Raw genomic sequence first — 24,355 nt, forward strand, 5'->3', positions numbered from 1 at the left:
TTTCCCTCTCAAGAAATCAGTTTTTCCAGATCATCGAGGGATAGACGTTTGAGGGCCTCCAGGGATTTAGCCAATTCATCCTGAACGGGCGACATTTCGACGCGCAGCGCCTCGATCCGGTTGCAGAACGCTTTCAGCGTATCGGCTTCGAACAGCTCCTTGAGCGGCACCTTGTCGCCCAGACGCTCCTTGATCCGGGTCACCACCAGCGTCGCCAGCAACGAATGGCCGCCGAGCTGGAAGAAGTTGTCCGCCAGGCCCACGCGCTCGACTTCCAGCACTTCCTGCCAGACCGTCGCCACCTCCCATTGCAAGTCGCTCTGCGGCGCTTCGTACTGCTGCTGCGTCGGGCTGTCGCCCAATGCCATCAGCGCCTTGCGGTCGAGCTTGCCGTTCGGGGTCAGCGGCACCGCCTCGATCAGATGCAGATGCCCCGGCACCATGTGCGCCGGCAAACGACTGGCCAACGCTGCGCGCAGACGCTCGGCCAGCGCCGCCGGGTCGGTCGCCGGTTGCGCCGCCACGACGTAGCCGTGCAGGTGCTTGCCCGCCGCGCCGTCCTGCGCCAGCACCACCGCCTCGCGCACCTCGTCCTGCTCCAGCAGGCGCGCTTCGACCTCGCTCAGTTCGATACGGAAACCACGGATCTTCACCTGATGGTCGGCGCGGCCCAGGTACTCGATGTTGTCGTCCGCGCCCTGGCGCACCAGGTCGCCGGTGCGGTAAAGCCGCTCGCCGTTGCCGGCATACGGGTTGGGCACGAAGCGTTCGGCGGTCAGCCCCGGGCGCATCAGATAGCCCCGGGTTACGCCGGCGCCGCCCAGGTACAACTCGGCCGCCACACCGGCCGGCAAACCATTGAGTTGCGTGTCGAGCAGGTACGCCACGGTGTTGTCCAGCGGCCGGCCGATGTTGGCCTGACCGTGCGCGGTGCGCAGGGTGAACGTCGAATACGTGGTGTCTTCCGACGGCCCGTACAGGTCGTAGACCTGCTTGACCGATGGGGTCGCGTACAGCGTGTCCACCAGGCTCTGTTTCAGCGGCTCGCCGGCCAGATTGATGGTCGCGACCGACGCCGGAATCTGCCCGGCCCGTTGCAGCGCGGCAATCGCCGACGGCACCGTGTTGATCAGCGTGACCCGCTCGCGGGCCGGCAACTCCGCCAGGGCCAGCGCGTTGTCCGCCAGCACCATGCAGCCACCGCTGGCCAGGGTGACAAAGATCTCCCAGACCGACAGGTCGAAGCAGATCGAAGTCGACGCCAGCACACCGCGCAACTGCTCCTCGCGGTACACCCCTTGCGACCACTGGATCAGCGCAGTGAGGTTGGCGTGACTGATGGCCACACCCTTGGGTTTGCCGGTGGAACCCGAGGTGTAAATGACGTAAGCCAGGTTTTGCCCGGTGATCCCGGCCATTGGCGCGGTGGACGGATACTCGGCCAACGATTGCTCACTTTCCTCGACCAGCACCACTTGGGCGCTCAACGTGTCAGGCAGCATCGCCTGCGCCGCCGGCTCGGTCAGCAATACCGCCGCACGACTGTCGTCGAGCATGTGCAGCAGGCGTTCCTGCGGGTAGTCCGGATCCAGCGGCACATAGGCGCCACCGGCCTTGAGAATCGCCAACAGCGCGACCAGCATGTCCGGGGTACGGCGCATGCACACACCGACGCGCACCTCCGGCCCCACGCCCAGCGCTTGCAGCTTGTGCGCCAGCCGATTGGCCCGCCGGTCGAGGTGGCGATAGTCGATCTGCTGTTCGGCGTAGATCACCGCCGCCGCATCCGGTCGCTGTGCAACACGGGCCTCGATGAACTCGAGCACCGTGCGCGAATCGGTCGCCGTGACACCGGCCTTGCCCCAGTCGATCGCTTGCTTGCGCTGAGGCTCGTCGAGCAATTGCAAGGTGCCCAACGGTTGCGCGGCGTTGCCGAGGAACTGGCTCAACAGACTTTCGAGCTGACGACTCAGGCCGACGATCGTCGCAGCATCGAACAGGGCCTGATCGTAACTGACGCCCAGGCTCAGCTCGCGACCGGTAACCGCCACCAGCGTCAGCGGGTAGTTGGTCTGCTCCTGACGGCGGATCGCCGAGAACACCAGACCGGTATCCGGCCCCTGTTGCAGGGCTTCGGCCATCGGGTAGTTCTCGAACACCAGAATGCTGTCGAACAGCGCTCCCGCACCGAGTCCGGCCCAGCGCTGAATCTCGTAGAGCGGCGTGTGCTCGTGCTCGCGCAGCGCCAGGTTGAGGCCCTGCACGTGTTGCAACCAGCGCTCGACCGGCATCTCGGCGGACGGCGCCGCCACGACCGGCAAGGTGTTGATGAACAGGCCGATCTGCTGCTCGACGCCGGGCAGATCGGTCGGACGTCCGGCCACCGTAGCGCCGAAGGCCACGCTGTCCTGACCGGTGTAACGCTGCAACAGCACCAGCCACGCCGCTTGCACCAGGGTATTGAGGGTGACTTTCTGCTCCCGGGCGAAACGGTTCAGGTCCGCCGTCAGCTGTTCGCTGAACACGTGCTGGTGATCGGCATAACCGCTGACGCCGGACGGCTGCGTCGGCACGGCACTAACCAGACGCGTCGGCTCTTCGAGCTCGGCCAGCGCGTGCTTCCAGAACTCCCGGCTCGCCGGCTGATCGCGCTGACCCAGCCATTCGATGTAGTCGCGATAACGTCCCTGGGCAGCAACCGGAGTCAGGCCCGCATAACGCTGCAGCACTTCACCGAACAACTGCGAGGTACTCCAGCCATCCATCAGGATGTGGTGGCAGGTGTAGATCAGGTGATGCGTCGAATCATCGGTACGCACCAGCGAAACCCGCAACAGTGGCGCCCCCGTCAGCTCGAAACCGCTGGCCAGATCATCGCCGGCCAGTTTTTCCAGCGCTGCGTCGAGGTCGGTTCGACCACGCCAGTCCTGCACGCTCCACGGCATTTGCACGCTCTGGCGAACCACTTGCACCGCTGCAGCGGCGTCGCTCGGCCAGACAAACGCGGTACGCAGAATGTCGTGGGCGTCGAGGGTCTGCTGCCAGGCCTGACGGAAACGCTCGACCTCCAGATGTTGCACGTCGACCCGCAGCTGGTTGGTGTACGCCGGGCTGTCGGGGTCGTTGAGGCTGTGGAACAGAATGCCTTGCTGCATCGGCGACAGCGGGTACAGATCGGTGATCTCCCGGGCCGGAATCGGCAGGGCCGAAAGTTGCGCCTGCGTCAGGGTCACCAGATCGAAATCCGACGGCGTCACGCCGGCCTCGCCGCTGTCGCAGCAGTGCTCGATCAGCCGTTCCAGCTCCAGGCGATAAGCCTCGGCCAGTGCCTGCACCGTGTCGGCGCGGTACATGCCCGAACCGAATGTCCAGGTCAGTTCCAGCTCGCCGCCATACACCTGACCGTCGATGCTCAGCCAGTTGCCCAACGGTGCCGCAGGGTCCTGATTGGCGCCGGTGCTTTCGCCAGACGGCACAAACAGTGCGCCGTCGGCGGCACCGAAGTCGCCATCGAACTGGCCCAGATAGTTGAAGGTCACCCGTGGTGAGGCCAGTGACCGCAGCTCGGCGGCGCCGGTCAGGTAGCGCAGCACGCCATAGCCGATGCCTTTGCCTGGCACGGCGCGCAGTTGCTCCTTGATCGCGCACAACGATTCGCCCGGCACTGCCTGCGGTGTCAGACGCACCGGGAACAGGCTGCTGAACCAGCCCACCGTACGGCTCAGGTCGAGCTCGTCGAACAGGTCTTCGCGACCATGGCCTTCAAGCTGGATCAGCACCGACGGCTGTCGGCTCCAGTCACACAACACCCGCGCCAGCGCCGTGAGCAGCAGATCGTTGATCTGGGTGCGATACGCGGCCGGGGCGACCTTGAGCAACTTGTGGGTCAGTGCCTGGCTCAGGCGTGAACTGACGCGTAGTGCCTGTTCCTGAGTCTGCACGTCCTGGGCAAAGTCCCGTGGCAACTCCACGTCACCCGCGCTCAGGGTCGTCAGCCAATACTCGCGCTCGCGGCTCAGTGTTTCGCTCTGGGCATAACGGTGCAGGTGCTCGGCCCAACTCTGCAGCGTGCTGCTCTTGCCCGGCAACACCAGCGGCTTGCCCGAGGCCAGTGCGGTGTAACCGAGCTGCAAGTCTTCCAGCAGGACGCGCCAGGACACGCCATCGACCACCAGGTGATGGATCACCAGCAACAGGCGCTGTTCACCGCCGGGCAGATTCGCCAGCACCACCCGCAGCAGTCGCCCTTGTTGCAGATCCAGACTGCGCTGAGCCAGATCCGCCAGCGCCGTCAGTTGATCCAGGCTGTCCAGATCACGCACCCACAGCAGCTCCGGGTCGCGTTGCTTTTGGAAGGTTGCCTGCCACACATCGCCCGACGCCTGGAAGTTCAAGGCCAGCGCATCATGCTGTTCGATCAGTGCCGCCAGCGCGGCCTGCAGATGGCCGGCATCGAGCGGCACCTGCGGCTGCAGCATCACTGACTGGTTCCAGTGCTGACGCCGGGCAATCGGCGTTTCGAAAAAGCGCGCCTGAATCGGCAGCAATGCCAGTTGCCCGCCGACCTTCTGCGGCGCTGCCGCCACGGGTTTGGCTTCGATCAGTTTGGCCACCGCCGCCAACTGGCCGACGGTCTGCTTCTCGAACAATTGCTTGGGGCTCAACTTGATGCCCTGACGTTTGGCCCGGGCAATGATTTGCAGGCTGAGGATCGAGTCCCCGCCCAGTTCGAAGAAGTTGTCGGTGCTGCCCACACGCTCGAGCTTGAGCACATCGGCCCAGATCGCCGCGAGTTTTTCCTCGATCTCGCCCACCGGCGCGATGAAGCGCTGCGTCACCACGCCCGGCACCGGCAAGGCGCGCTTGTCCAGTTTGCCGTTGGCGGTCAGGGGCAATTGCTCCAGCAGGACAATTTGCGCCGGCACCATGTAATCCGGCAGACGGGCTTGCAGTTGCTCGCGCAGTGTTTCCGCCTTCAGCGCTGCATCTGCCGCCGGCACACACCAGGCCACCAATTGCAGGCGTGCCGGGTCGTCATCCAGCGCCAACGCGAGTACTGCCGCTTCGCTGACACCGTCCAGGCCGAGCAGCACCCGGGCGACCTCCGCCGGCTCCACCCGATACCCGCGCACCTTGACCTGATCGTCGGCGCGCCCGATGAACTCCACCGCCTGCTGGCGATTGCGACGCACCCGGTCACCACTGCGATAGACCCGTGCACCGGCCGGCCCGAACGGATCGGGAACGAAGCGCTCGGCCGTCAGCCCCGGCTGCCCCAGATAACCGAGGGCAACACTGTCGCCGCCGATGTACAGCTCGCCCGCAACCTGATCGGCCACGCTGTTGAGCACATCGTCGAGCACATACACATGGGCCCCGGCCAATGGCGTGCCGACCGGCACACTGTGAGCCCCCGGTTCCAGCGAACCGACTTCGTGGGCCAGTACACCGACGGTGGTTTCGCTCGGGCCGTAGTGGTTGATGACCCGGCAACCCGGCTTGAGCTGACGCACACGCTCCACCAGCGTCGGCGAACACGCTTCGCCACCGACAATCAGCGCCTGCTCCGGCAGCACATCGGCGGCCCGCGACGCCTGCAACAAGGCGGCCAGATGTCCCGGAACGATTTTCAGCATGCCCACCCGGTGCCCGGCCATGTACTCGGCGAAGCGATCCGGATCGAAGCCCAGCTCTTCCGGCAATACATGCAGCAAACGGCCCGAGCACAGCGCGCCGAACAGCACGGTGAACCCCAGGTCCGCCGCGATGGTGGAGACCAGTGCCATGCTGGTGTCCGGCGCCGGATCGAGACGCTCCTGCACCCCGCGCACGTAACTGGCCAACGCACCGTGGCTGACCAGCACCCCCTTGGGTTGGCCGGTGGAACCGGAGGTGTGAATCACATAGGCCGGCGACTGCGCCAACAGCTCGCAGACCGGGGCCGTCACCGGCTGGTGTTGCCATTGCTGTGCATCGAACGCCAGCCCCTGACAACCGGCGACCGCCAGTTCCGACACCCGCGAATCCCCCTCGACACACACCACTGCGCGAGCCCTCGCGGCGCCGAGCATCTGCTGCAAGCGCGCGGTCGGGGCCTTGACGTCCAGCGGCATATACACCGCGCCAGCCTTGAAGATCGCGAGCACGCACGTCAGCCAGTCGAGCGAACGCTCCATCAGCACCGCCACCGGTTGACCGGCAACCGCGCCTTGGGCCAGCAGATGATGCGCGAGGCGATTGGCAGCCTGATCCAGCGCCTGGAAGCTCAAGCCGCCATTCAGATCCCGCGCGGCCAGCGCTTGCGGCTGGCGCGCGACTTCGCGTTCCCAGTGCTGCAACACCGACAGTGCCGGTTCACGCGGTGCCGCGAGCGCACTCGGCAATGCCGTCGCCACGGTGTGCAGCGGCGCTTGTGGCGCTTTCAGCAGAGCACCGAACAGACCAAGCAGCGCCGGGACAAAACCTTCAACCGTCGCGTGTCGATAGAGGTCGCTGGCGTAGGTCATCTGCCCGTGGATCAACGTGCCGTCATCGGTGATGTCCAGCGCCAGATCGAAGTGCGTGCCGTCCTTGTCCAGCGGATACTCCGCCACGGTCAGGCCCGGCAACGCCATCGAACGCTGTTTCTGCATGCCGACGTTCTGGTTGAACTTGGCCTGGAACAACGGGTTGTGCCCCAACGTGCGTTCGGCGACCAGTTCGTCCACCAGTTGCTCGAACGGCAGCTCCTGATGGGCCTGCGCGCCGAATGACGCCTCGCGCACCCGCGCCAGCAAGTCCTCGAAACTGCCTCGCTCATCCACCTCGCAGCGCAGCACCTGGGTATTGACGAAGAAGCCGATCAGCCCTTCGACCTCGGCGCGACTGCGGTTGGCGTTGGGCACGCCGACACGGATGTCACGCTCGCCGGCGTGACGCGAGAGGAACAGCGAAAAACCGGCCAGCACCAGCATGAACAGACTGATGCCTTGAGCACGGGCAAAGCCGTTGAGTTGACGCGACAGATCCGCGCCGAAATCGAAGCTCAGGGTCTGGCCTTCAAAACTCTGGGTCAGCGGCCGGGCGAAGTCCGGGGCGACTTCCAGCAGCGGATGCTCCTCACCCAGTTGCTGGCGCCAGTAATCGAGTTGACGCTCGCCCTCGCCCGCTTCCAGCCAGCGCCGCTGCCAGATGGCGTAGTCGGCGTATTGCAAGGCCAGCGCCGGCAACTGCGGTTCGCGCTCCAGGCTGAACGCCTGATAGCACTGCACGAATTCCTTGACCATCACGTCCATCGACCAGCCGTCGGAGGCGATGTGGTGCATGCTCACCACCAGCACGAACTCATCGTCCGCCAGGCCAAACAGACTGGCGCGCAGCAACGGGCCGTGGCGCAGATCGAACGACTGCGCCGTCACCTTCTGCACGTGCTCGGCCAGCGCCTGCTCGCGTTCTTGCGCGGCAACACCGGTCAAGTCGATGCGTTCCAGCGCAACACCCTGCGGGTCAAGGATCACCTGATGCGGCTGGTCGCCGTCGGTGCGGAACACCGTGCGCAGCACTTCATGGCGCGCCAGCAGGTGATCGAACGAGCGGGTCAGCGCTGCTTCGTCCAGCCGTCCTTTCAGGCGCAGGCCGGCGGCCATGTTGTACGCGGCGCTCTGCGGTTCGAGCTGCCAGAGAAACAGCAAACGCTGCTGAGCGAACGACAGCGGGATCTGCGCGCAGTCGTGACGACTGACCGGCAGCGGCAGCAGGCTGAAATCCTTGCCCTCTTCGCGCAGCCTGGCCAGAAACAGCCGACGCTGCTCAAGCGGCAAGCCGACGAACCTTTTAGCGATGCGCTCCGCCATGGTGCCGCTCATACTTCTTCTCCTTCCAATTCATTCATGAACAGGTCCATGTCGGACCAGTCGTTATCCGCTGCACCGTCGGCCAACTGCGCCACTGCCTGGGCCAGTTCACCGAGCAGCGGCTTTTCGAACAGGTTGCGCAGCGGCAACACCACGTTCAGCTGTTTCTTGATCCGGCCGATCACTTGCGCCGCCAGCAGCGAATGGCCGCCCAGCTCAAAGAAGTGATCGTCCAGACCGACGCGAGGCACTTGCAGGACATCCGCCCAGATCTGCGCCAGGGCTTGCTCGACGTCCGATTGCGGGGCGCGGTAATCGACCTGCAATTGGTCCATGTCCGGCGCCGGCAAGGCCTTGCGATCGAGCTTGCCGCTCGGCGTCAGTGGCAATTCCGCCAACAGCAGCAGATGGCCCGGCACCATGTAGTCCGGCAGCCTGGCTTGCAGCGAAGCCCTGACCTGCTGACGGAACGCCGACTGACCGGCCACCCCGTCGAGCACGTCCTGATCGGCCACCAGATACGCCACCAGTTGCAGGCTGCCATTGAGCGGCAAGGCCAGCACCACGGCCTCACGGATGCCCGGGCATTGCTGCAGGCGCGATTCGATTTCACCCAGCTCGATACGGAAACCGCGGATCTTCACTTGATGGTCCACGCGACCGACGTATTCCACCGCGCCATCGGCGCGCAAACGTGCGCGGTCGCCGGTGCGGTACAGGCGCTCGCCGCTGGCAAACGGGTCGGCAATAAAGCGCTCGGCGCTCAGGGTCGGCTGTCGGTGATAGCCGCGCGCCAGGCCCGGACCACCGATGTACAACTCGCCCACCGCGCCTTGCGGCAGCAGGTTCAAGTCATCGTCCAGCACGTACAGACGACGTGCGGCCAGACCGTGACCAATCGGAATGCCGCGCCACGACACGGCGTCAGCGGTCAGCGCCGAGCAGTCGTGGATCGTCGACACCACGGTGGCCTCGGTCGGCCCGTAGGTATTGAGCAGGCGCACATGACCCAGCCCGGCCTGCTGCCACAGGCGCAGACCGTCCACCGCCATCGCCTCGCCGCCCACGTGTATCTGGCGCAGCGCACCGAAATGCGCTGGAGGATGGGCGGCGTATTCCTGCACCAGCCAGTACCAGTACGCCGCCGGCAAGTCGGCCAGGGTAATGCCGTGCTCGAGGATCACCTGATGCAATGTCGCGCTGTCCCACAGCCGTGCGTCGCGCAGCACGACGCTCGCGCCGTGACAGAGCGGCGGGAAAAACTGCTCGACGAAGCCATCGAAGCTGCTGGTCGCGAACTGCAAGACCCGGTCGCCTTCGCGCAGGTCGCTGTAGTCGATGGCGCGCTCGATGAACTCGCTCAGCGCGGCATGACTGATCGACACGCCCTTGGGCCGACCGGTCGAACCGGAGGTGTAGATCACGTAGGCCAGGTTCTGCGGCTCGACCGTCACCGGCAGATTGTCGCTGAGCCCATCCTCCGGCAGCGTATCCAGACACAGGCTTTGCACGCCATCGAGAGCCGGCAGAGCGGCCAGCGTCTGACGGTCGGTCAGCAACAGGTTCAGTCCGCTGTCGTCGAGCACATGGCGCAAACGCTCGCCCGGCGTCTGCGGATCCAGCGGCACATAGGCGCCGCCGGCCTTGAGCACGGCGAGCAAGGCGACAGCCAGTTCCAGCGAACGCCCCAGCGCCACGCCGACCAGCACGTCCGGGCCGACACCCCGGGCGCGCAGTTGATGGGCCAGGCGATTGCTGCGCCGGTTCAGTTCGGCATAGCTGATCGAGGGTGACGGCTCGCTCGCCAGAATCACCGCCGGCGCCTCGGGCGTACGCGCCACTTGCGCTTCGAACAGGGTCTGAAAGCTGTCCAGTCGCGGACTCTCTTCAGTGGCCTGGATCAGACTTTCCTGCTCGGCGACGTCCAGCATCGAAAGGTTGCCGATCAACTGCTGCGGATCACGGCAGACCGACACCAGCACATTGCGCCAGTGCCCGGCCAGCGCGGCGATGGTGGACTCGTCGAAAATGTCGGTGGCGTAGGTGAACGCGGCGAACAGTTGCTCGCCCTCTTCACGGGTATCGAGCATCAGATCGCTGGTGGCCGCATGCTCCCGGCCGCTGCCGGTCAGTTGTTCCTCGGTCAGGTAACCGACCCGCAAGCCGGATGCCAGCTGCGCCTGCTGCAAATCGGTCACCAGCGGCTGGTGGTTGAACATCACCTGGAACAGCGGGTTATGGCTCTGACTGCGGGCCGGTTGCAGGGCTTCGATCAAGGCATCGAACGGCAGATCCTGATGGGACTGCGCGCCGGCCGCGCACTGGCGCAGGCTCTGCAACAGATCGGCGAAACGGCTGTTCGCGGTAACCACGCTGCGCAGGATCTGCGTATTGACGAAGAAGCCGATCAAGCCTTCGGTTTCGCTGCGGGTGCGGTTGGCGATCAGGCCGCCGACGCGAATGTCGGTCTGGCCGCTGTAGCGATGCAGCAAGGTCTTGAACGCCGCCAGCAGGACCACGAACAGGGTCACGCCCTGACGTTGGGCAAGGTTCTTCAGATCCTGGCGCAGGCTGGCGTCGATGACCGTTTCCAGACGCGCGCCACGGTGACTGGCCTGGGCCGGGTACGCACGATCGGTCGGCAATTCAAGCACCGGGTGTTCGTCGCCCAGTTGCGCGCGCCAGTAGTCGAGCTGACGCTCGCGCTCGCCCGCCTCCAGCCAGCTGCGTTGCCACAGCGCATAGTCGCGGTAGTGCACGGTGATCGCCGGCAATTGTGGCTCGCGCCCGGCCACCAGCGCATCGTAGGTGCGCATGAATTCATCGATGAGAATGTTCATCGACCAGCCGTCGGCAATGATGTGGTGCAACGTCAGCAACAGCACGTGTTCCTGTGCGTCCAGCCGCAGCAGACGCAGGCTCAGCAACGGCCCGTTTTCCAGATCGAAGGCTTGCGTGGCCTCCGCCATCATGTGCTGTCGGGCCAGCGGCCAGCGCTGTTCCTCGGGCAACGCGCTCAAGTCAGTGAGGGTCAGCTTGACGGGCTGCGGTTCGGCGACTTTCTGAAAGGCTTGCTCGCCCTCCTGACCGAACGTGGTGCGCAGGCACTCATGCCGCGCCGCCAGCAGACTGAACGCCTGCTCCAGCGCCTCGGGCTGCAACTCACCGTTCAGGCGCACAGCCATCGGCAGGTTGTAGGCGGCGCTTTGCGGATCCATCTGCCAGAGAAACCACATCCGCTGCTGGGCATAGGACAGGCCGTCACGCTCGGCGGCCCCAATGCAGGCGGTCATGGGCAGCTGCGCAAAATTGATCCCTTCACGGGCCATGCCGGCGAGAAACAAACGACGTTTGTCCTGAGGCAATTCGATAAAGCGGCGGGCTAGTTTCTGTGCGTCTGCGGCATTCATGCATTGGGTCCTTGCTGATCGGCGGCGTGACCAGGAGGCCCGGTCGTATCAACAAGAACGAATGACAAACGCAATGATTTAGCGGGCCGGGCAATCACCGGCCGACGGTTGCCGGGACTGGCGCACAAACGCCGAAGCCGGCTCACGACCGGCTTCGACAATCACCCGCTCAACTGATGCGACGGGTCAGAGTGCGTCCTGGGAGTGACCTTCGGCCATGGCCACGATCACCTTGCGCGGGCCTTCGAACGGCGAGCGGGCATGGGCCGACAACATGTTGTCGAGCATCAGTACATCACCCTCCTGCCACGGAAAGCTGATGGCGCATTCGTCGAGCACCGCACGAATCTGGCTCAACACTTCATCCTCGATGGGCGAACCGTCACCGTAGTAGACGTTACGCGGCAGGTCTTCTTCATCGACGATGTCCAGCAGGCTCTCGCGCACCTCCGGTTGCAGGTTGGAGATGTGGAACAGGTGCGCCTGATTGAACCAGACCATGTCCCCGGTGACCGGATGCCGGGCAACCGCCTGACAGGTCTGGCGGGTACGCAGCTCACCGTCGTCCTTCCACTCGCAGACAATGCCGTGGGCCTGACAGTAGGCTTCGACCTCTGCCTGATCTTCGGTGTTGAACACATCTTCCCAGGCCACATCCAGGCCGTTGCCGAAGTTGCGCACATACATCAGACCCTTGCTGACAAAGCGTTCGCGGATCGCCAGCGGAATCCGGCGATACACTTCGCGACTGTCGGCAATCGGCGTTTCGCCACCGGACCTGGCCGCGATCATGCTGTAGAACCAGATCTTCATCGGCCAGTCCCGGGAGTAGGCCTGCTCGTTATGCAGCGGAATACTCTGGTGCGCCGGGTATTCGGTGGAGGTGTATACCCCCTGCGTCACGTTGGTACGTGGCGTGGAGCCGAACTCGTAGTTCAGCAGCGGATGGCCGAAGCTCGCCGCAAACTCGCGAAAGCGCTCCGCACCCTCCAGCCGGAACCCGCGAAACAGCACACCGCCGTCTTGCAGCAGGTGCTCATCGACCAGCGCTTTCAATTCGTCGAACACCGCCAGCAAATCGGTATCGGCGTCGCTCGCCTCCACCAGCAGCGGCAGGCGACCGCGATGCGGCAACAACGGACGGACGGAAAATCCCTCAGCAACAGCCATGACTGGCCTCCTCAAAACACTCGATAGGTGAACCGCGCCTTACAGCGCCGGTGCCGCCGACAGCGCATGGCGCCGGTGATGGGCTTCCAGGTGATTCTTGAGCGTGCGGATGACCCGGGCTTCATGCTCATGAATGAAGAAGTGCCCACCGGTCATCATGTCCACCGAAAAACTGCCCAGCGTCTCTTTGCTCCAGCCGATCAACTGTTCTGTGGTTGCGCGGTCCTCCTTGCCGCCCAGCACATGCACCGGGCAATTGAGCAGTGGCCGCTCGATCGGCGTGAAGCGTCCGCACATCATGAAATCGGCGCGCAGGACCGGCAGTGTCAGGCTCATCAGCTCCTGATTGGCCAGTACTTCCTCGCTGGTGCCCTGAAAGGTGCGCAGCTGTTCGATCAGCTCTTCGTCGCTGCGCGGCTCGGAAAAACCTCGGTCGTAATCGCTGCGCATGCTCGGGGCGGCCGTGCCGGAGGCGAACAGCGCCACCGGCTCGGGTGCACCAAGATCGCGAAAGGCGTGGGCCAGCTCGCACGCGAGCAGCGCGCCCAGGCTATGCCCGAACAGCGCATAGGGCGCCTGCAGCGAAGGTTTATGCTCGCGAGCCAGTTGCCGGGCCAGGGCCCGCATGTCGATTTGCAGGGGTTCGTCGTAGCGCGCGCCGCGTCCGGGCAACTCCACCGGTTGCAGTTGCATCCACGACGGCAACTGGCGCCGCCAGCGGCTGTAGACCATGGCGCTGGCGCCCGAATAGGGCAGGCACAGCAGTGTCAGCTTTGTCACCGCGTTTACCTCAATGGGTTATCTGTAAAAGAGAACGGATGAGGCACGACGGGAATTAGTCCGGGTGACGATCACTTCAAATGACGGAAACTCTGCACCGCCGAGCCCAGCACCACCGCCCCGGCGGCAATCGCCAGCCAGAAGCCGCTGCGGGCGCCGAACGCATCCACCAGTGCGCCGGAACCCGCCGCGCCGATGGCCACACCGATACTCAAACCCGTCACCAGCCAGGTCAGGCCTTCGGTGAGTTTGGCCGGCGGCACGATGCGCTCGATCAACGCCATCGCCACGATCAGGGTCGGCGAGAAGAACAGGCCGGCGATGAACACCGCGACGGCCAACCCGAAAATGTTGCTCGCCAGCAACAGCGGCAAAGTGGTCACCGCGGTCGCCAGACCGCCGTAGAGAAACAGGCGCGGCAACGGCAGCTTCGAGCGCATCGCACCGAAGGCGATACCGGCCAGACAGGAACCGATGGCGTACACCGACAGCACGATGCTCGCCGCCGCCGGCTGACCCTGCTGCTGGGCGAACGCGACGCTGACCACATCCACCACGCCGACAATCACGCCCATGGCGAGCATCAACGCCAGCAGCCATTGCACGTCGCTCGAACGAATGATCGAACCCTGATGCTGCGATTCGTGCGGATGCACCGGCGGCTCAGTACTGCGCTGGGCGACGAACGCCGTGACGCCGATGGCCAACATCAACAGCGCCGCCAGCGGCCCGGCCTCGGGAAACACGCCGACGCACAAGCCTACCGAGAGCGGCGGGCCGACGATAAAGCAGACTTCGTCGAGCACCGACTCCAACGCATAAGCCGTCTGCAACTGCGGCTGGCCGCGATAGATTTCGGTCCAGCGTGCCCGTGCCATCGCCGACATGCTCGGCATGCAACCGGCCAGTGCTGCGCAGACAAACAGGGTCCAGGTCGGCGCCTGCAAACGGGTGCACAACAGCAACATCAACAACGCGCCCCCACCGATCAGCGCCGCCACCGGCAGCACCCTCCCCTGACCGAAGCGATCCACCAGTCGCGACACCTGCGGCGCACAAAACGCCGTGGCCAGCGCAAACGTCGCCGCCACCCCACCCGCCAACGCGTAGCCGCCGGTCAATTGCGAGAGCATGGTGATCACGCCGATGCCGGTCATGGAAATCGGCATGCGCGCGATCATCGCGGCAATCACAAAAGCCCGGGCGCCGGGGGCGTTAAACAGTTCGCGGTAAGGGTTTGCCATCGGATGCAGCCTCATCAGGGGCGGCCAAGTTGCCACAAAGCCTGACGGGCGGGGAAGCGAGGAATTGTTGGTGGAGTGTGAAGGGAGTGCTCCCGCGAAAAGTTCAGGGTCTTGGCTTCGCCAATTGCCTGCCTGACGCTTCGGGCGGGTCGCTGACCGCTCGTCCATTGAGCTGCGCACCTGTCAAACCTGACAGGTGCGTAAATTCTGCCAAAGGTTTTACATGGACCTGTCACCCCTGCCCAGGAACCGCGTCGGTGAGCACCACAATCGACCGCGAATAAAGGATCGCACCATGAATCAATCCATTGCCCCGACACCACGCAGCGCGACTGCACCCTTTATCATCCGCGCCGTACGCTGCCCGCCGCCTACGCGCATTGATGATGCGCTGGGCCAGGAAGTCAACGATCGCCTGATGGCCTGGATACCGAGCGTGGGAATCTTTGCCGGCAAAGAGGAAAAAATCCGCGCCAGCGACTTCGGTCGCTATGCAATGCTGTGCCACGCCGACACGAATGATCCGAATCGACTGTTACTCGCAGCGCAATGCTTTGCGGCGTTGTTTGCGGTGGACGATCACTATTGCGACGATCAATCCCTCGGCGGTCGCCCCGAGACAGTGGCCGAACACTTATCGTTCGCCCTCACCGCGATCGACCCGCCCTATGTGCCTGCACCGTTCGACAAAGAACTCGTAAAACAGCAGATACGCGACCCAGTGATCAGAGGATTGCTGGCTTACATGAAACGGGTCGCCCAATTCTGCACGCCCTCGCAAGTCGCCCGGGTACGCCAGATCACCATCGCCATGTTCGTCACCATGGCGGCGGAAGGTCCTTGGCGCCTCTATGGCACTCAACCCACCGTCGCCGAATACCTGGCCAGTCGGCAGGTCAACAGCTTCTGGCCTTGCCTGGTATTGATCGATCCGATTGGCGGCTACGAAGTCCCGGCCAACACATATTCCCGTCCAGAGATTCACCACATCACCGCACTGGCTTCGCTGGCGACCACTCTGGTCAACGATCTGTATTCCGCTTACAAAGAGCACCTGAACGAAACCGGCGACTTCAAGCTGCCTTATCTGCTGGCAGCCAGGCACAACTGTTCGCTTCAAGAGGCAATCGACCTGGCAGCCGATATCCATGACGCAGTGATGGAAGAATACGAACGCCTGCATGGAACGCTGATGAAAGGCACGCGCTCGCCGGTATTGCGGCGCTATCTCACAGGATTGAGTACATGGATCGGTGGCAATCTGGAGTGGCATAAACACAGTGCCCGGTACCATATCTGAACCCGTCCAGCCCTGCGGGGCTCGACTTGATTACGTGCCCCTTCGCATTCACGCTGAACTCTGACTCAAGGATGCCGGTCAGCAGATCAGATCCCCGCATAAGGCGCGACCGTTCATGCAGATTTCCCTCGCCCGCCAAGTGGCTCTTGTCACCGGCGCCAGTTCCGGCATCGGCCACGGTGCCGCCAAAGCCCTGGCCGCTGCCGGTGCTGCCGTGGTCATCAACTACAACCGTCAGGCCGAGCCCGCCGAAGCGCTGGCCCGGCAGATCGTCGCCGACGGTGGCCAAGCCATCGCCATCGGCGCCGATGTCTCGAAGGAGGAAGACGTTGAGCGGCTGTTCCAACAGACCCTCGACGCCTTTGGAACGCTGGACATTCTGGTGGCCAACTCCGGCCTGCAAAAAGACGCGGCGGCTGTGGATATGTCGCTGGCCGACTGGAACGCGGTGATCGGCGTCAACCTCACCGGCCAGTTCCTCTGCGCCCGCGCCGCGCTGCGGATCTTCAACCGCCAGGGCGTGCGCGAAGGCGTGTCCCGGGCTGCCGGCAAGATCATCCACATGAGTTCGGTGCACCAGCGCATTCCATGGGCCGGACACGTGAATTACGCAGCGTCCAAGGGCGGCGTCGATCAGTTGATGCAGACCCTGGCTCAGGAAGTCAGCCACCAGCGCATCCGCATCAACGGCATCGCGCCGGGGGCGATCAGCACGGCCATCAATAAGGACGCCACCGAAGGCGATGCGGGCCAGGCCCTGCTCAAACTCATCCCTTACGGGCGCATCGGCGATGTCGAGGACGTGGCCAACGCGGTGGTGTTTCTCGCCTCCGATGCCTCCGACTACATCGTCGGCACCACCCTGTTCATCGACGGCGGCATGAGCCTCTATCCGGAGTTCCGTGGCAATGGCTGAGCATCAATCCGAACGACAAAGCCCCATCGACGCCCACGGCATCATTGGCGACCTGCGCAGCGCCGCGCTGGTCAATGACAAGGGCAGCGTGGATTTTTTCTGCTGGCCGGAGTTCGACAGCCCATCGATCTTCTGTTCGCTGCTCGATACCCCCGACGCGGGGATTTTTCAGCTCGCGCCGGACCTGCCCGATGCCCGGCGCGAGCAGATCTACCTGCCGGACACCAATGTCCTGCAAACCCGCTGGCTCAGCGACCACGCCGTGGTGGAAATCACCGATCTGCTGCCGATTGGCGACAACGACGATGCCTTGCCGCTGTTGATGCGCCGAGTTCGGGTGGTCAGCGGGCAGGCGACGTTTCACCTGCGCTGCGCCGTTCGGCATGACTACGCCCGCGCTGAGACCCGCGCCGTCATCGATAAACAGGATGTGCTGTTCAGCGCCAGCGGGCAGCCGACGCTGCGCCTGGCCTCGGATCAAACCTTGAGCGTCGATCACGCTGCGGCGGTCGGGCAATTCACCCTCAAGCAGAATCAGACTGCCGCATTCATGCTCGGCGCCAGCGACGATCCGCGCTTTGCCGAAGGCGCCGCGCAGCTGTGCATCGAACGCACGCTGAAGTTCTGGCGCGACTGGATCGGCCAGTCCAACTATCGCGGTCGCTGGCGGGAAATGGTCAACCGCTCGGCCCTCGCTCTGAAGTTGTTGACCTCACGCCAGCACGGCGCAATCCTCGCCGCCGCCACCTTCGGCCTGCCGGAAACACCCGGCGGCGAACGCAACTGGGACTATCGCTACACCTGGATCCGCGACGCCTCGTTCACCGTCTACGCCTTCATGCGCCTGGGGTTTGTCGACGAAGCCAACGCCTACATGCGCTGGCTGCGCGGGCGGGTCAGCGACTGCTGCGGCCAGTCGTCGATGAAGCTGAACATCCTCTATGCGATCGACGGCCGCCAGGAACTGCCGGAAACCGAACTCACGCATTTGTCCGGCCATGGCGGCGCGAAACCGGTACGGATCGGCAATGGCGCGTACGACCAGATTCAACTGGATATCTTCGGCGAACTGATGGACGCCGTTTATCTGGTCAACAAATACGGCGACGCGATTTCCCACGAAGGCTGGAAACACGTGATGGAAGTGGTCGACCAGGTCTGTGAGACCTGGCAGACCAAGGATGTAGGCATCTGGGAAATGCGCGGTGAGCAACATCACTTCCTGCACTCGCGACTGATGTGCTGGGTGGCGCTGGACCGGGCGATCCGCCTGGCTTCAAAACGCTCGCTGCCGGCACCGTTCGCCCGCTGGGACCAGACCCGTCAGGCGATCCACGCCGACATCTGGGACAACTTCTGGAACGAAGAGCGCGGACATTTTGTGCAATACCAGGGCGGCACGGCGCTGGATGGCTCGATGCTGCTGATGCCGCTGGTGCGCTTCGTCAGCGCCAAGGATCCGAAATGGCTGGCGACGCTGGAAGCCATCGAGAAACATCTGGTGCGCGACGGCATGGTTTACCGCTACCGCAACGACGATGCCGGCATCGACGGTTTGTCCGGCACTGAAGGCGCCTTCGCCGCGTGCTCGTTCTGGTACGTCGAATGCCTGGCCCGCGCCGGGCAAGTTGAAAAGGCTCATCTGGAATTCGAGCAACTGCTGCGCTACGCCAATCCGCTGGGGTTGTACGCCGAGGAATTCGACAACCGCGGCCGGCATCTGGGCAACACGCCCCAGGCGTTAACCCATCTGGCGTTGATCAGTGCGGCGAGTTTTCTTGATCGCAAGTTGAGTGGGGAGAAGAATTACTGGCAGCCGTGAGTGAACGTTTCCTTATATTCCACACTTGGCTATCCCCTATGAAAACACGCTCTAGGCAGCAAGGACCGTGATTCCCCACAGCTTCCTAAAATGAGGATGCCCCACAATATTTTGGCTACGAAGAACAAAATGCGGTTTGGACGGGGCACTGACCGGAGCGTCATCATGCAACCTCAAACTGTCCTGGAGCTTTTCAAACAGAACGTTAAGCAGCTTCCCCATCACATTGCCCTCCACAGTCCTGAACGACAGGTCACTTACGCTGAACTCGATAGCGAAAGTGAGAAAGTCGCCAGCTATCTGATTCAGAACGCCATCAAACAGGGTCAACGGGTGCCCATCATCGGGCACCGGTCCATCGAGCTGATCGTCGCTCAGCTCGGGGTCATCAAGTCCACCGCCTGTCATGTGCCGATCGATGCCCGCCTGCCGGATAGCCGCAAACGCAGCATCATCGATCAATGCGGGGCTGACGTGGTACTGGTGACCGACAGCGACGATGCCACGGATAGTGCAGTACCCAAGCAATCCATCAAGACCCTGCTCGAGGCCCCTTCATCTGCTCTCCCCCCATCGCTCATGCTCAAGGCCGAGGATGTCGTGTACGTGATTTTCACGTCTGGCACGACGGGACAGCCCAAAGGGGTCGAGATTGAACACCATTCGTTGCTGAACCTGATCGAATGGCACAACGACCGATTTGGGATGAACAGTGACTGCCGTACGACAATGATGGTCGGCCCCAGCTTTGACGTTTCGCAATGGGAGATCTGGGCAACGCTGTGCGCAGGCGCCAGGCTGTACATCCTGCCGGATGAAATACGCAGCAGCGTTGCTGACCTGCATGATTTCTACCGCGAACACTCGATCACCCACGCCTATGTTCCGACGGCCCTGGTCAGAGAACTGATCGGCTACCCCCACACCCCGAATCATGCCTTGCGGTATCTGTTTACAGCGGGTGAGAAACTGCCGCCCATCGATACTCAACGCCTGAACTACACATTGGTGGATTACTACGGCCCCACGGAAGCGACGATCTATGCAACGTGTCGGCGGTTCGATCAGTCCGGCGATCCAGGTGTGTCCTCGATAGGGTTTCCCGTGGCTGACACACGAGTGTTCATTCTGGATGAAAAACTCGAGCCTGTTTCAGCAGGCAGCATGGGTGAGCTGTTCATCAGCGGCCAATGCCTGGCGCGCGGCTACCTGTCCAGCCCGGAACTGACGGCGCAGCGCTTCATCACACTGCCTTCTTGTAACCTGCGGGCTTATCGCACTGGCGACCTCGCACGCTTCCTGCCCGACGGCAGCATTGAGTACCTGGGGCGTAACGACGACCAACTGAAGATCCGCGGCTACCGGATCGAACTGGGTGATGTGGAGGCAGTCCTCTCGCGTCAGCCCGGTGTGAAGGCGGCAGTCATCTGGGTGGACGCGAACGAAGGGCCGGCCGGCAAACGCCTGATTGCCTTCATCGTGCCAACGACCGATGCACAGGCAAGCCTCCTGATCAGTGCTTTGAAAATCGGCATGAAAAAAGAAGTGCCGGACTATATGTTGCCGGCGCGCTATTTTCTGCTGGATGCCATTCCTTGCAACCTCAATGGCAAAACGGACAAACAGGCACTTCAGGCACGCTTCGCCGCCGCATCCGGAGATGTACGGACAATCGATTTCGCCAATGAAGCAGAGGCCCGCATCGTTGCCATCTGGCAGAAGCATTTGGGCCATGCCGATTTCACCACTGGCGATGACTTTTATGCGGTCGGAGGTCACTCATTGATGGCGGCGGCAGTGCTGCGCGACATCTCGGAACACCTTCAGGTCCCTGCGTATGTCCGGGATTTCTACGAGTTTCGCTCCATCAAAGCGTTGGCCGCAGAGCTGAATCGAAGGAAGAACGCCAGTGCCCCAGTACCGCAAAGCGAGCCGGTGCGCACGCTGCAAGACGACATAAGCCTGCCGTCGACGTTCGCTCCGCCCGACCATTTCAGCGAGCCGCAACTGACAGAGCCGAAACACATCATGCTTACCGGGGCAACGGGCTTCATTGGAGTTCACTTGCTTGAAACACTGCTGAGGACAACCGATGCAAAGATTCATTGTCCAGTGAGGGCCGCCAGCCTTCCATTGGCCCGGCAACGTGTGACCGCCACGCTTGAACGCTACAAAATTCAGCTCGACGCCAATGCGCTGGCCCGTATTGTCACTTTCCCCGGCGATCTGTCACAACCGCAGTTCGCAATGGAGCAGTCGTTGTACGCGCAGTTGGGCATTCAGATTGACGTCGTCTACCACTGCGCCAGTGCGGTCAATTTCATTCAGCCGTACTCCCACATGAAGAAGGACAATGTTGAAGGGCTCAAACAGATCATCGACTTTGCCGCCCGCAGCCGACTCAAACCGCTGATCCTGCTGTCGACCATTTCGGTGTACAGCTGGGGGCATTTGCACACGGGTAAAACCACGATGTATGAGCACGACGACATCGATCAGAATCTGCCCGCCGTCGTGACCGACCTGGGCTACGTGCGCAGCAAATGGGTCATGGAAAAGATTGCCGATCTGGCCGCGGAAAAAGGCCTGCCGCTGATGACCTTTCGCCTGGGTTACGCCACTTGCGACAGCCGTACCGGCGAATTTGCCGAATATCAATGGTGGAGCCGTCTGATCCAGACCTGTCTGGCATTCAAAGCCATACCCGCACTGACCAACCTGCGCGAAGGACTGACGACCGTCGATTACATGTGCGAAGCAATTGGCAGAATTTCCCGCAACCCGCTGGCCCTTGGCAAAAAATTCAATCTCATCCCCTCGCCCGAGAAAAACCTGACCCTTGAGGATTTTTTCGCTCGTCTGGAAACCCATTGCGGCCTGACATTCACCCGCCTGCCGTTCAACGACTGGGTCGATCTCTGGAAATCCAACCCCCGAGCCCCGCTTTACCCCCTGTCGAGCCTGTTTCGGGACAAGATCGTCAACAACCAGTCCACCGTGGAGCTTTACCAGAACACCTATCTTTGGGGCTGCACCAACGTCCAGCGTTTTCTTGAAGACAGTGGCATACAAGAACCGGAGTTCGACGCAAAACTACTGACTCCGTACCTGAAAAAGATTCAGGAATCGCCTTTCGTGGCGTGACCAACACTGCAATTGTGCGTCTGGGCATGACCGCATCGCGATGCGACTTCGTCATGTCCAGTTATCTCCCGTCATCTCCCGTCATCTATGTACTTGTCTTCCCACCTGAAATAGCACCAGACATTGTCAGAAAAATGCCTTTACCCTTCAGAATTTGTAGGAAAAGACTGAGTCAATGGGTCAGCTCCCCCCACTTGAATATCCTGATGCCCGCCTCAGTCATCCAACACTGAACCCTGTTGTACCGTGGCCACGCGGGTTATCAGCGGCCATCCGGCTGCCGCCATGTGCGTTTAACCACCGATAAACACTCATCCCCCCCCCGCACGCCTTCCCCATCCTTCGCACTTACACCCCGAAATACCTTGTTGCCAGCTGTTACATCCCCCCCTACCATCCACCGCAACGGGCACAGCGGAGCTGTCCAATAAAAACCCGATTCAAGGAACCAGAATGAGCCAACGCATCCACCGCCAGATCGATACCCCTCTGCGCACCGGCCTCAAGCGCGACGAACTGTGGGAAGCCGCCGACAAGGGCCTGATCAAATGCTGGGAAATCGGCCGCCAGCGCGCCGCCCGCTTCCCCGACCTCGCCCAACGCTGCCGTGCCGATGAACTGCCGGTACTCGGCTGGAAAGGCGGGGTCAGTCGCAGCTTGAAGAAGAATGAAAAATACGGATCACTGAAATACCTCGCCCAGTGGCAGGGTTTGCGCGGGGAGGATCTGGATATTGATCTGGGCGCCGAGCGGGTCATGACCTGCTCGCGGACCAAGATGGTGGTGACGTTTACCCCGGATCGCAGCAAGTATTTCAATCAGGTGGCGGAAGCCGAGGTGTAAGGAGACTTTCCATGACCCGTGCCGAAATCCGATTCAGCCAGACCCCAAGCCTGACCATCGGCTATGAACATCACGGCCCGGAAAACGGCATGCCGGTCATCCTGCTCCACGGCTTCCCCTACTCCCCCCGCGCCTACGACGAAATCGCCCCGCCCCTCGCTGCCAAGGGTTATCGGGTGATCGTGCCGTATCTGCGCGGTTACGGCCCGACCCGTTTCAACAGCCCGGACACGTTGCGTTCCGGCCAGCAAGCGGCGCTGGCGCAGGATCTGCTGGATTTGATGAACGCACTGGGGATCGAGCAAGCAACGCTGTGCGGTTACGACTGGGGCGGTCGGGCGGCGTGCATTGTGGCGGCGCTGTTCCCCGAGCGGGTGCGCGGGTTGGTGACGGGCGATGGCTACAACCTGCAGGACATTCCGAATTCGATCCAGCCGCTGGATCCGCAGAGCGAGCATCGCTTCTGGTATCAGTATTACTTCCACACGCCCCGTGGCGTTGAAGGGCTGACGCAGAATCGTCGGGCGCTGTGCGAGTTGCTGTGGCAATTGTGGTCACCGACCTGGGCGCGGAACGCCGAGCGTTTTCCGCTGAGCGCGCCGGCGTTCGACAACCCGGATTTCGTCGAGGTGGTGATTCACTCTTATCGCCATCGCTTCATGTATGCGCCGGGCGATCCGGCGCTGGAAGGGATGGAGCAGGCGCTGGAGAAACAGCCGGCGATCGGCGTGCCGACGATTTCGCTGTGCGGTGCGGATGATGGTGTTGGCCCGGCGCCGGAAGACGATGAAGATGCCCACCACTTCACCGGGATTTACGAGCGGCGGGTGCTGGCGGGTGTCGGGCATAACATTCCCGAGGAAGCGCCGGGCGAAACGCTCAAGGCATTACTGGATCTGCTGCAGCGCTGACCGAAAACCGCTCCCGATACGCCTGCGGCGTCACGCCCATGGCCCGCAGGAAACTGCGTCTCAAGGTTTCTTCACTGCCAAATCCACAGTTGGCCGCGACCCGTTTGATCGGCAAACCTGTGTCACTCAACAACCGGCGAGCGGTTTCAACGCGGATCAGTTCGATGGCGCGGGCCGGGGTCTGGCCGGTGTCGGCGCGGTAGTGGCGCACGAAGCTGCGTTCGCTCATGCCGGCCTGTTCGGCGAGGGTCGGGATACCCAGATCGCAAGTCAGGTGTTCGGCGATCCACGCGTGCAAATCGTCGAAGCGATTGCCCTGTTTTTGCAGCGACAGCGTCACGCTGAATTGCGATTGCCCGCCCGGGCGCTTGAGGAACACCACCAGTTGCCGGGCAACGTCCAGAGCCATGTCGCGGCCGAGGTCGTCTTCAACCATGGCCAGCGCCAGGTCGATGCCGGCGGTGACGCCCGCCGAGGTCCAGACCGGGCCGTCGTTGATGAAGATCGGATTGGGCTCGACCTGCAAGCGCGGGTGTTGCTGCGCCAGTTGTTCGCAGCGGGTCCAGTGGGTGACGACCCGGCGACCGTCGAGCCAGCCGCTGGCCGCCAACAGAAATGCGCCGGTACAAACCGAAGCCACGCGCCGGCAGCCGTTCGCGTGCTCTCGCACCCAACTCACTAACTCGGCAGCTTCAGAGGCCGCATACACGCCCCAGCCTCCGGCGATGATCAGCGTATCGCTGGGTTGCTCCGGCAGCGATTCGGCCAGCATCGCCAACCCGGCAGAGGAGTTCACCGCCCCACCGCCGCTGGCGATGACCGTCGGTGCGTACGGCGCAGGCAAACCCTGCTGGCGGGCAATGTCGTTGGCCGAGGAGAAGACCTGCAACGGCCCGGTGACATCGAGCAATTGCACGTTGGCGAATGCGAGGACATGGATGGTTTTCGGCATTTGGCGTAATTCGTGGGCTGATTGGCGTATG

12 protein-coding genes are annotated in these 24,355 nt (G+C 62.8%); 6 read left to right on the forward strand and 6 right to left on the reverse strand.

Annotated elements, in window-relative coordinates; translation table 11 throughout:
• Positions 1-8 precede the first annotated feature (8 nt).
• The 5 genes from AC07Y2_RS10495 to AC07Y2_RS10515 form a co-directional block, all read right to left on the reverse strand.
• Positions 9-7,844: a non-ribosomal peptide synthetase gene (locus AC07Y2_RS10495; RefSeq protein WP_103386383.1), complete on the reverse strand. Its 7,836-nt coding sequence runs from the start codon at positions 7,842-7,844 to the stop codon at positions 9-11.
• A complete protein-coding gene (locus tag AC07Y2_RS10500; protein WP_103386384.1) occupies positions 7,841-11,242 on the reverse strand; it encodes a non-ribosomal peptide synthetase in 3,402 nt (1,133 codons plus the stop codon). Before AC07Y2_RS10500 ends, AC07Y2_RS10495 begins: the two co-directional genes overlap by 4 nt.
• A 186-nt stretch (positions 11,243-11,428) precedes the next feature.
• Positions 11,429-12,412: a TauD/TfdA family dioxygenase gene (locus AC07Y2_RS10505; protein ID WP_039770085.1), complete on the reverse strand. Its 984-nt coding sequence runs from the start codon at positions 12,410-12,412 to the stop codon at positions 11,429-11,431.
• A 39-nt stretch (positions 12,413-12,451) separates the two neighbouring features.
• The gene (locus tag AC07Y2_RS10510) at positions 12,452-13,192 is read right to left on the reverse strand and encodes a thioesterase II family protein (protein WP_039770083.1); all 741 of its coding nucleotides are present in this window, start codon (positions 13,190-13,192) and stop codon (positions 12,452-12,454) included.
• Between the two features lie 71 nt (positions 13,193-13,263).
• Positions 13,264-14,436: an MFS transporter gene (locus tag AC07Y2_RS10515; protein ID WP_103386385.1), complete on the reverse strand. Its 1,173-nt coding sequence runs from the start codon at positions 14,434-14,436 to the stop codon at positions 13,264-13,266.
• Positions 14,437-14,731: 295 nt separating this feature from the next.
• Here AC07Y2_RS10515 and AC07Y2_RS10520 point away from each other — a divergent pair, with 295 nt between their 5' ends.
• The 6 genes from AC07Y2_RS10520 (at position 14,732) to AC07Y2_RS10545 (ending at position 23,372) form a co-directional block, all read left to right on the forward strand.
• The gene (locus AC07Y2_RS10520) at positions 14,732-15,736 is read left to right on the forward strand and encodes a terpene synthase family protein (protein WP_103386386.1); all 1,005 of its coding nucleotides are present in this window, start codon (positions 14,732-14,734) and stop codon (positions 15,734-15,736) included.
• A gap of 115 nt (positions 15,737-15,851) precedes the next feature.
• Positions 15,852-16,652 (forward strand): glucose 1-dehydrogenase, encoded by an 801-nt coding sequence (locus tag AC07Y2_RS10525; RefSeq protein ID WP_103386387.1) that lies wholly within the window; start codon positions 15,852-15,854, stop codon positions 16,650-16,652.
• On the forward strand, positions 16,645-18,474 hold the full coding sequence (locus AC07Y2_RS10530) for a glycoside hydrolase family 15 protein (protein WP_103386388.1): 1,830 nt from the start codon (positions 16,645-16,647) through the stop codon (positions 18,472-18,474). The genes AC07Y2_RS10525 and AC07Y2_RS10530 overlap by 8 nt, the downstream gene beginning before the upstream one ends.
• A gap of 165 nt (positions 18,475-18,639) precedes the next feature.
• Positions 18,640-21,618, forward strand: coding sequence for an amino acid adenylation domain-containing protein (locus AC07Y2_RS10535; RefSeq protein WP_103386389.1), 2,979 nt, complete (start codon positions 18,640-18,642; stop codon positions 21,616-21,618).
• A gap of 453 nt (positions 21,619-22,071) precedes the next feature.
• A complete protein-coding gene (locus tag AC07Y2_RS10540; RefSeq protein ID WP_074687651.1) occupies positions 22,072-22,461 on the forward strand; it encodes a hypothetical protein in 390 nt (129 codons plus the stop codon).
• A gap of 11 nt (positions 22,462-22,472) precedes the next feature.
• The gene (locus tag AC07Y2_RS10545) at positions 22,473-23,372 is read left to right on the forward strand and encodes an alpha/beta fold hydrolase (protein WP_103386390.1); all 900 of its coding nucleotides are present in this window, start codon (positions 22,473-22,475) and stop codon (positions 23,370-23,372) included.
• Here AC07Y2_RS10545 and AC07Y2_RS10550 read toward each other — a convergent pair.
• The gene (locus AC07Y2_RS10550) at positions 23,341-24,324 is read right to left on the reverse strand and encodes a GlxA family transcriptional regulator (RefSeq protein WP_103386391.1); all 984 of its coding nucleotides are present in this window, start codon (positions 24,322-24,324) and stop codon (positions 23,341-23,343) included. The two genes, AC07Y2_RS10545 and AC07Y2_RS10550, sit on opposite strands and share 32 nt — an antisense overlap.
• Positions 24,325-24,355: the final 31 nt, after the last annotated feature.

This window comes from Pseudomonas sp. GW456-12-1-14-TSB6, from assembly GCF_059424205.1.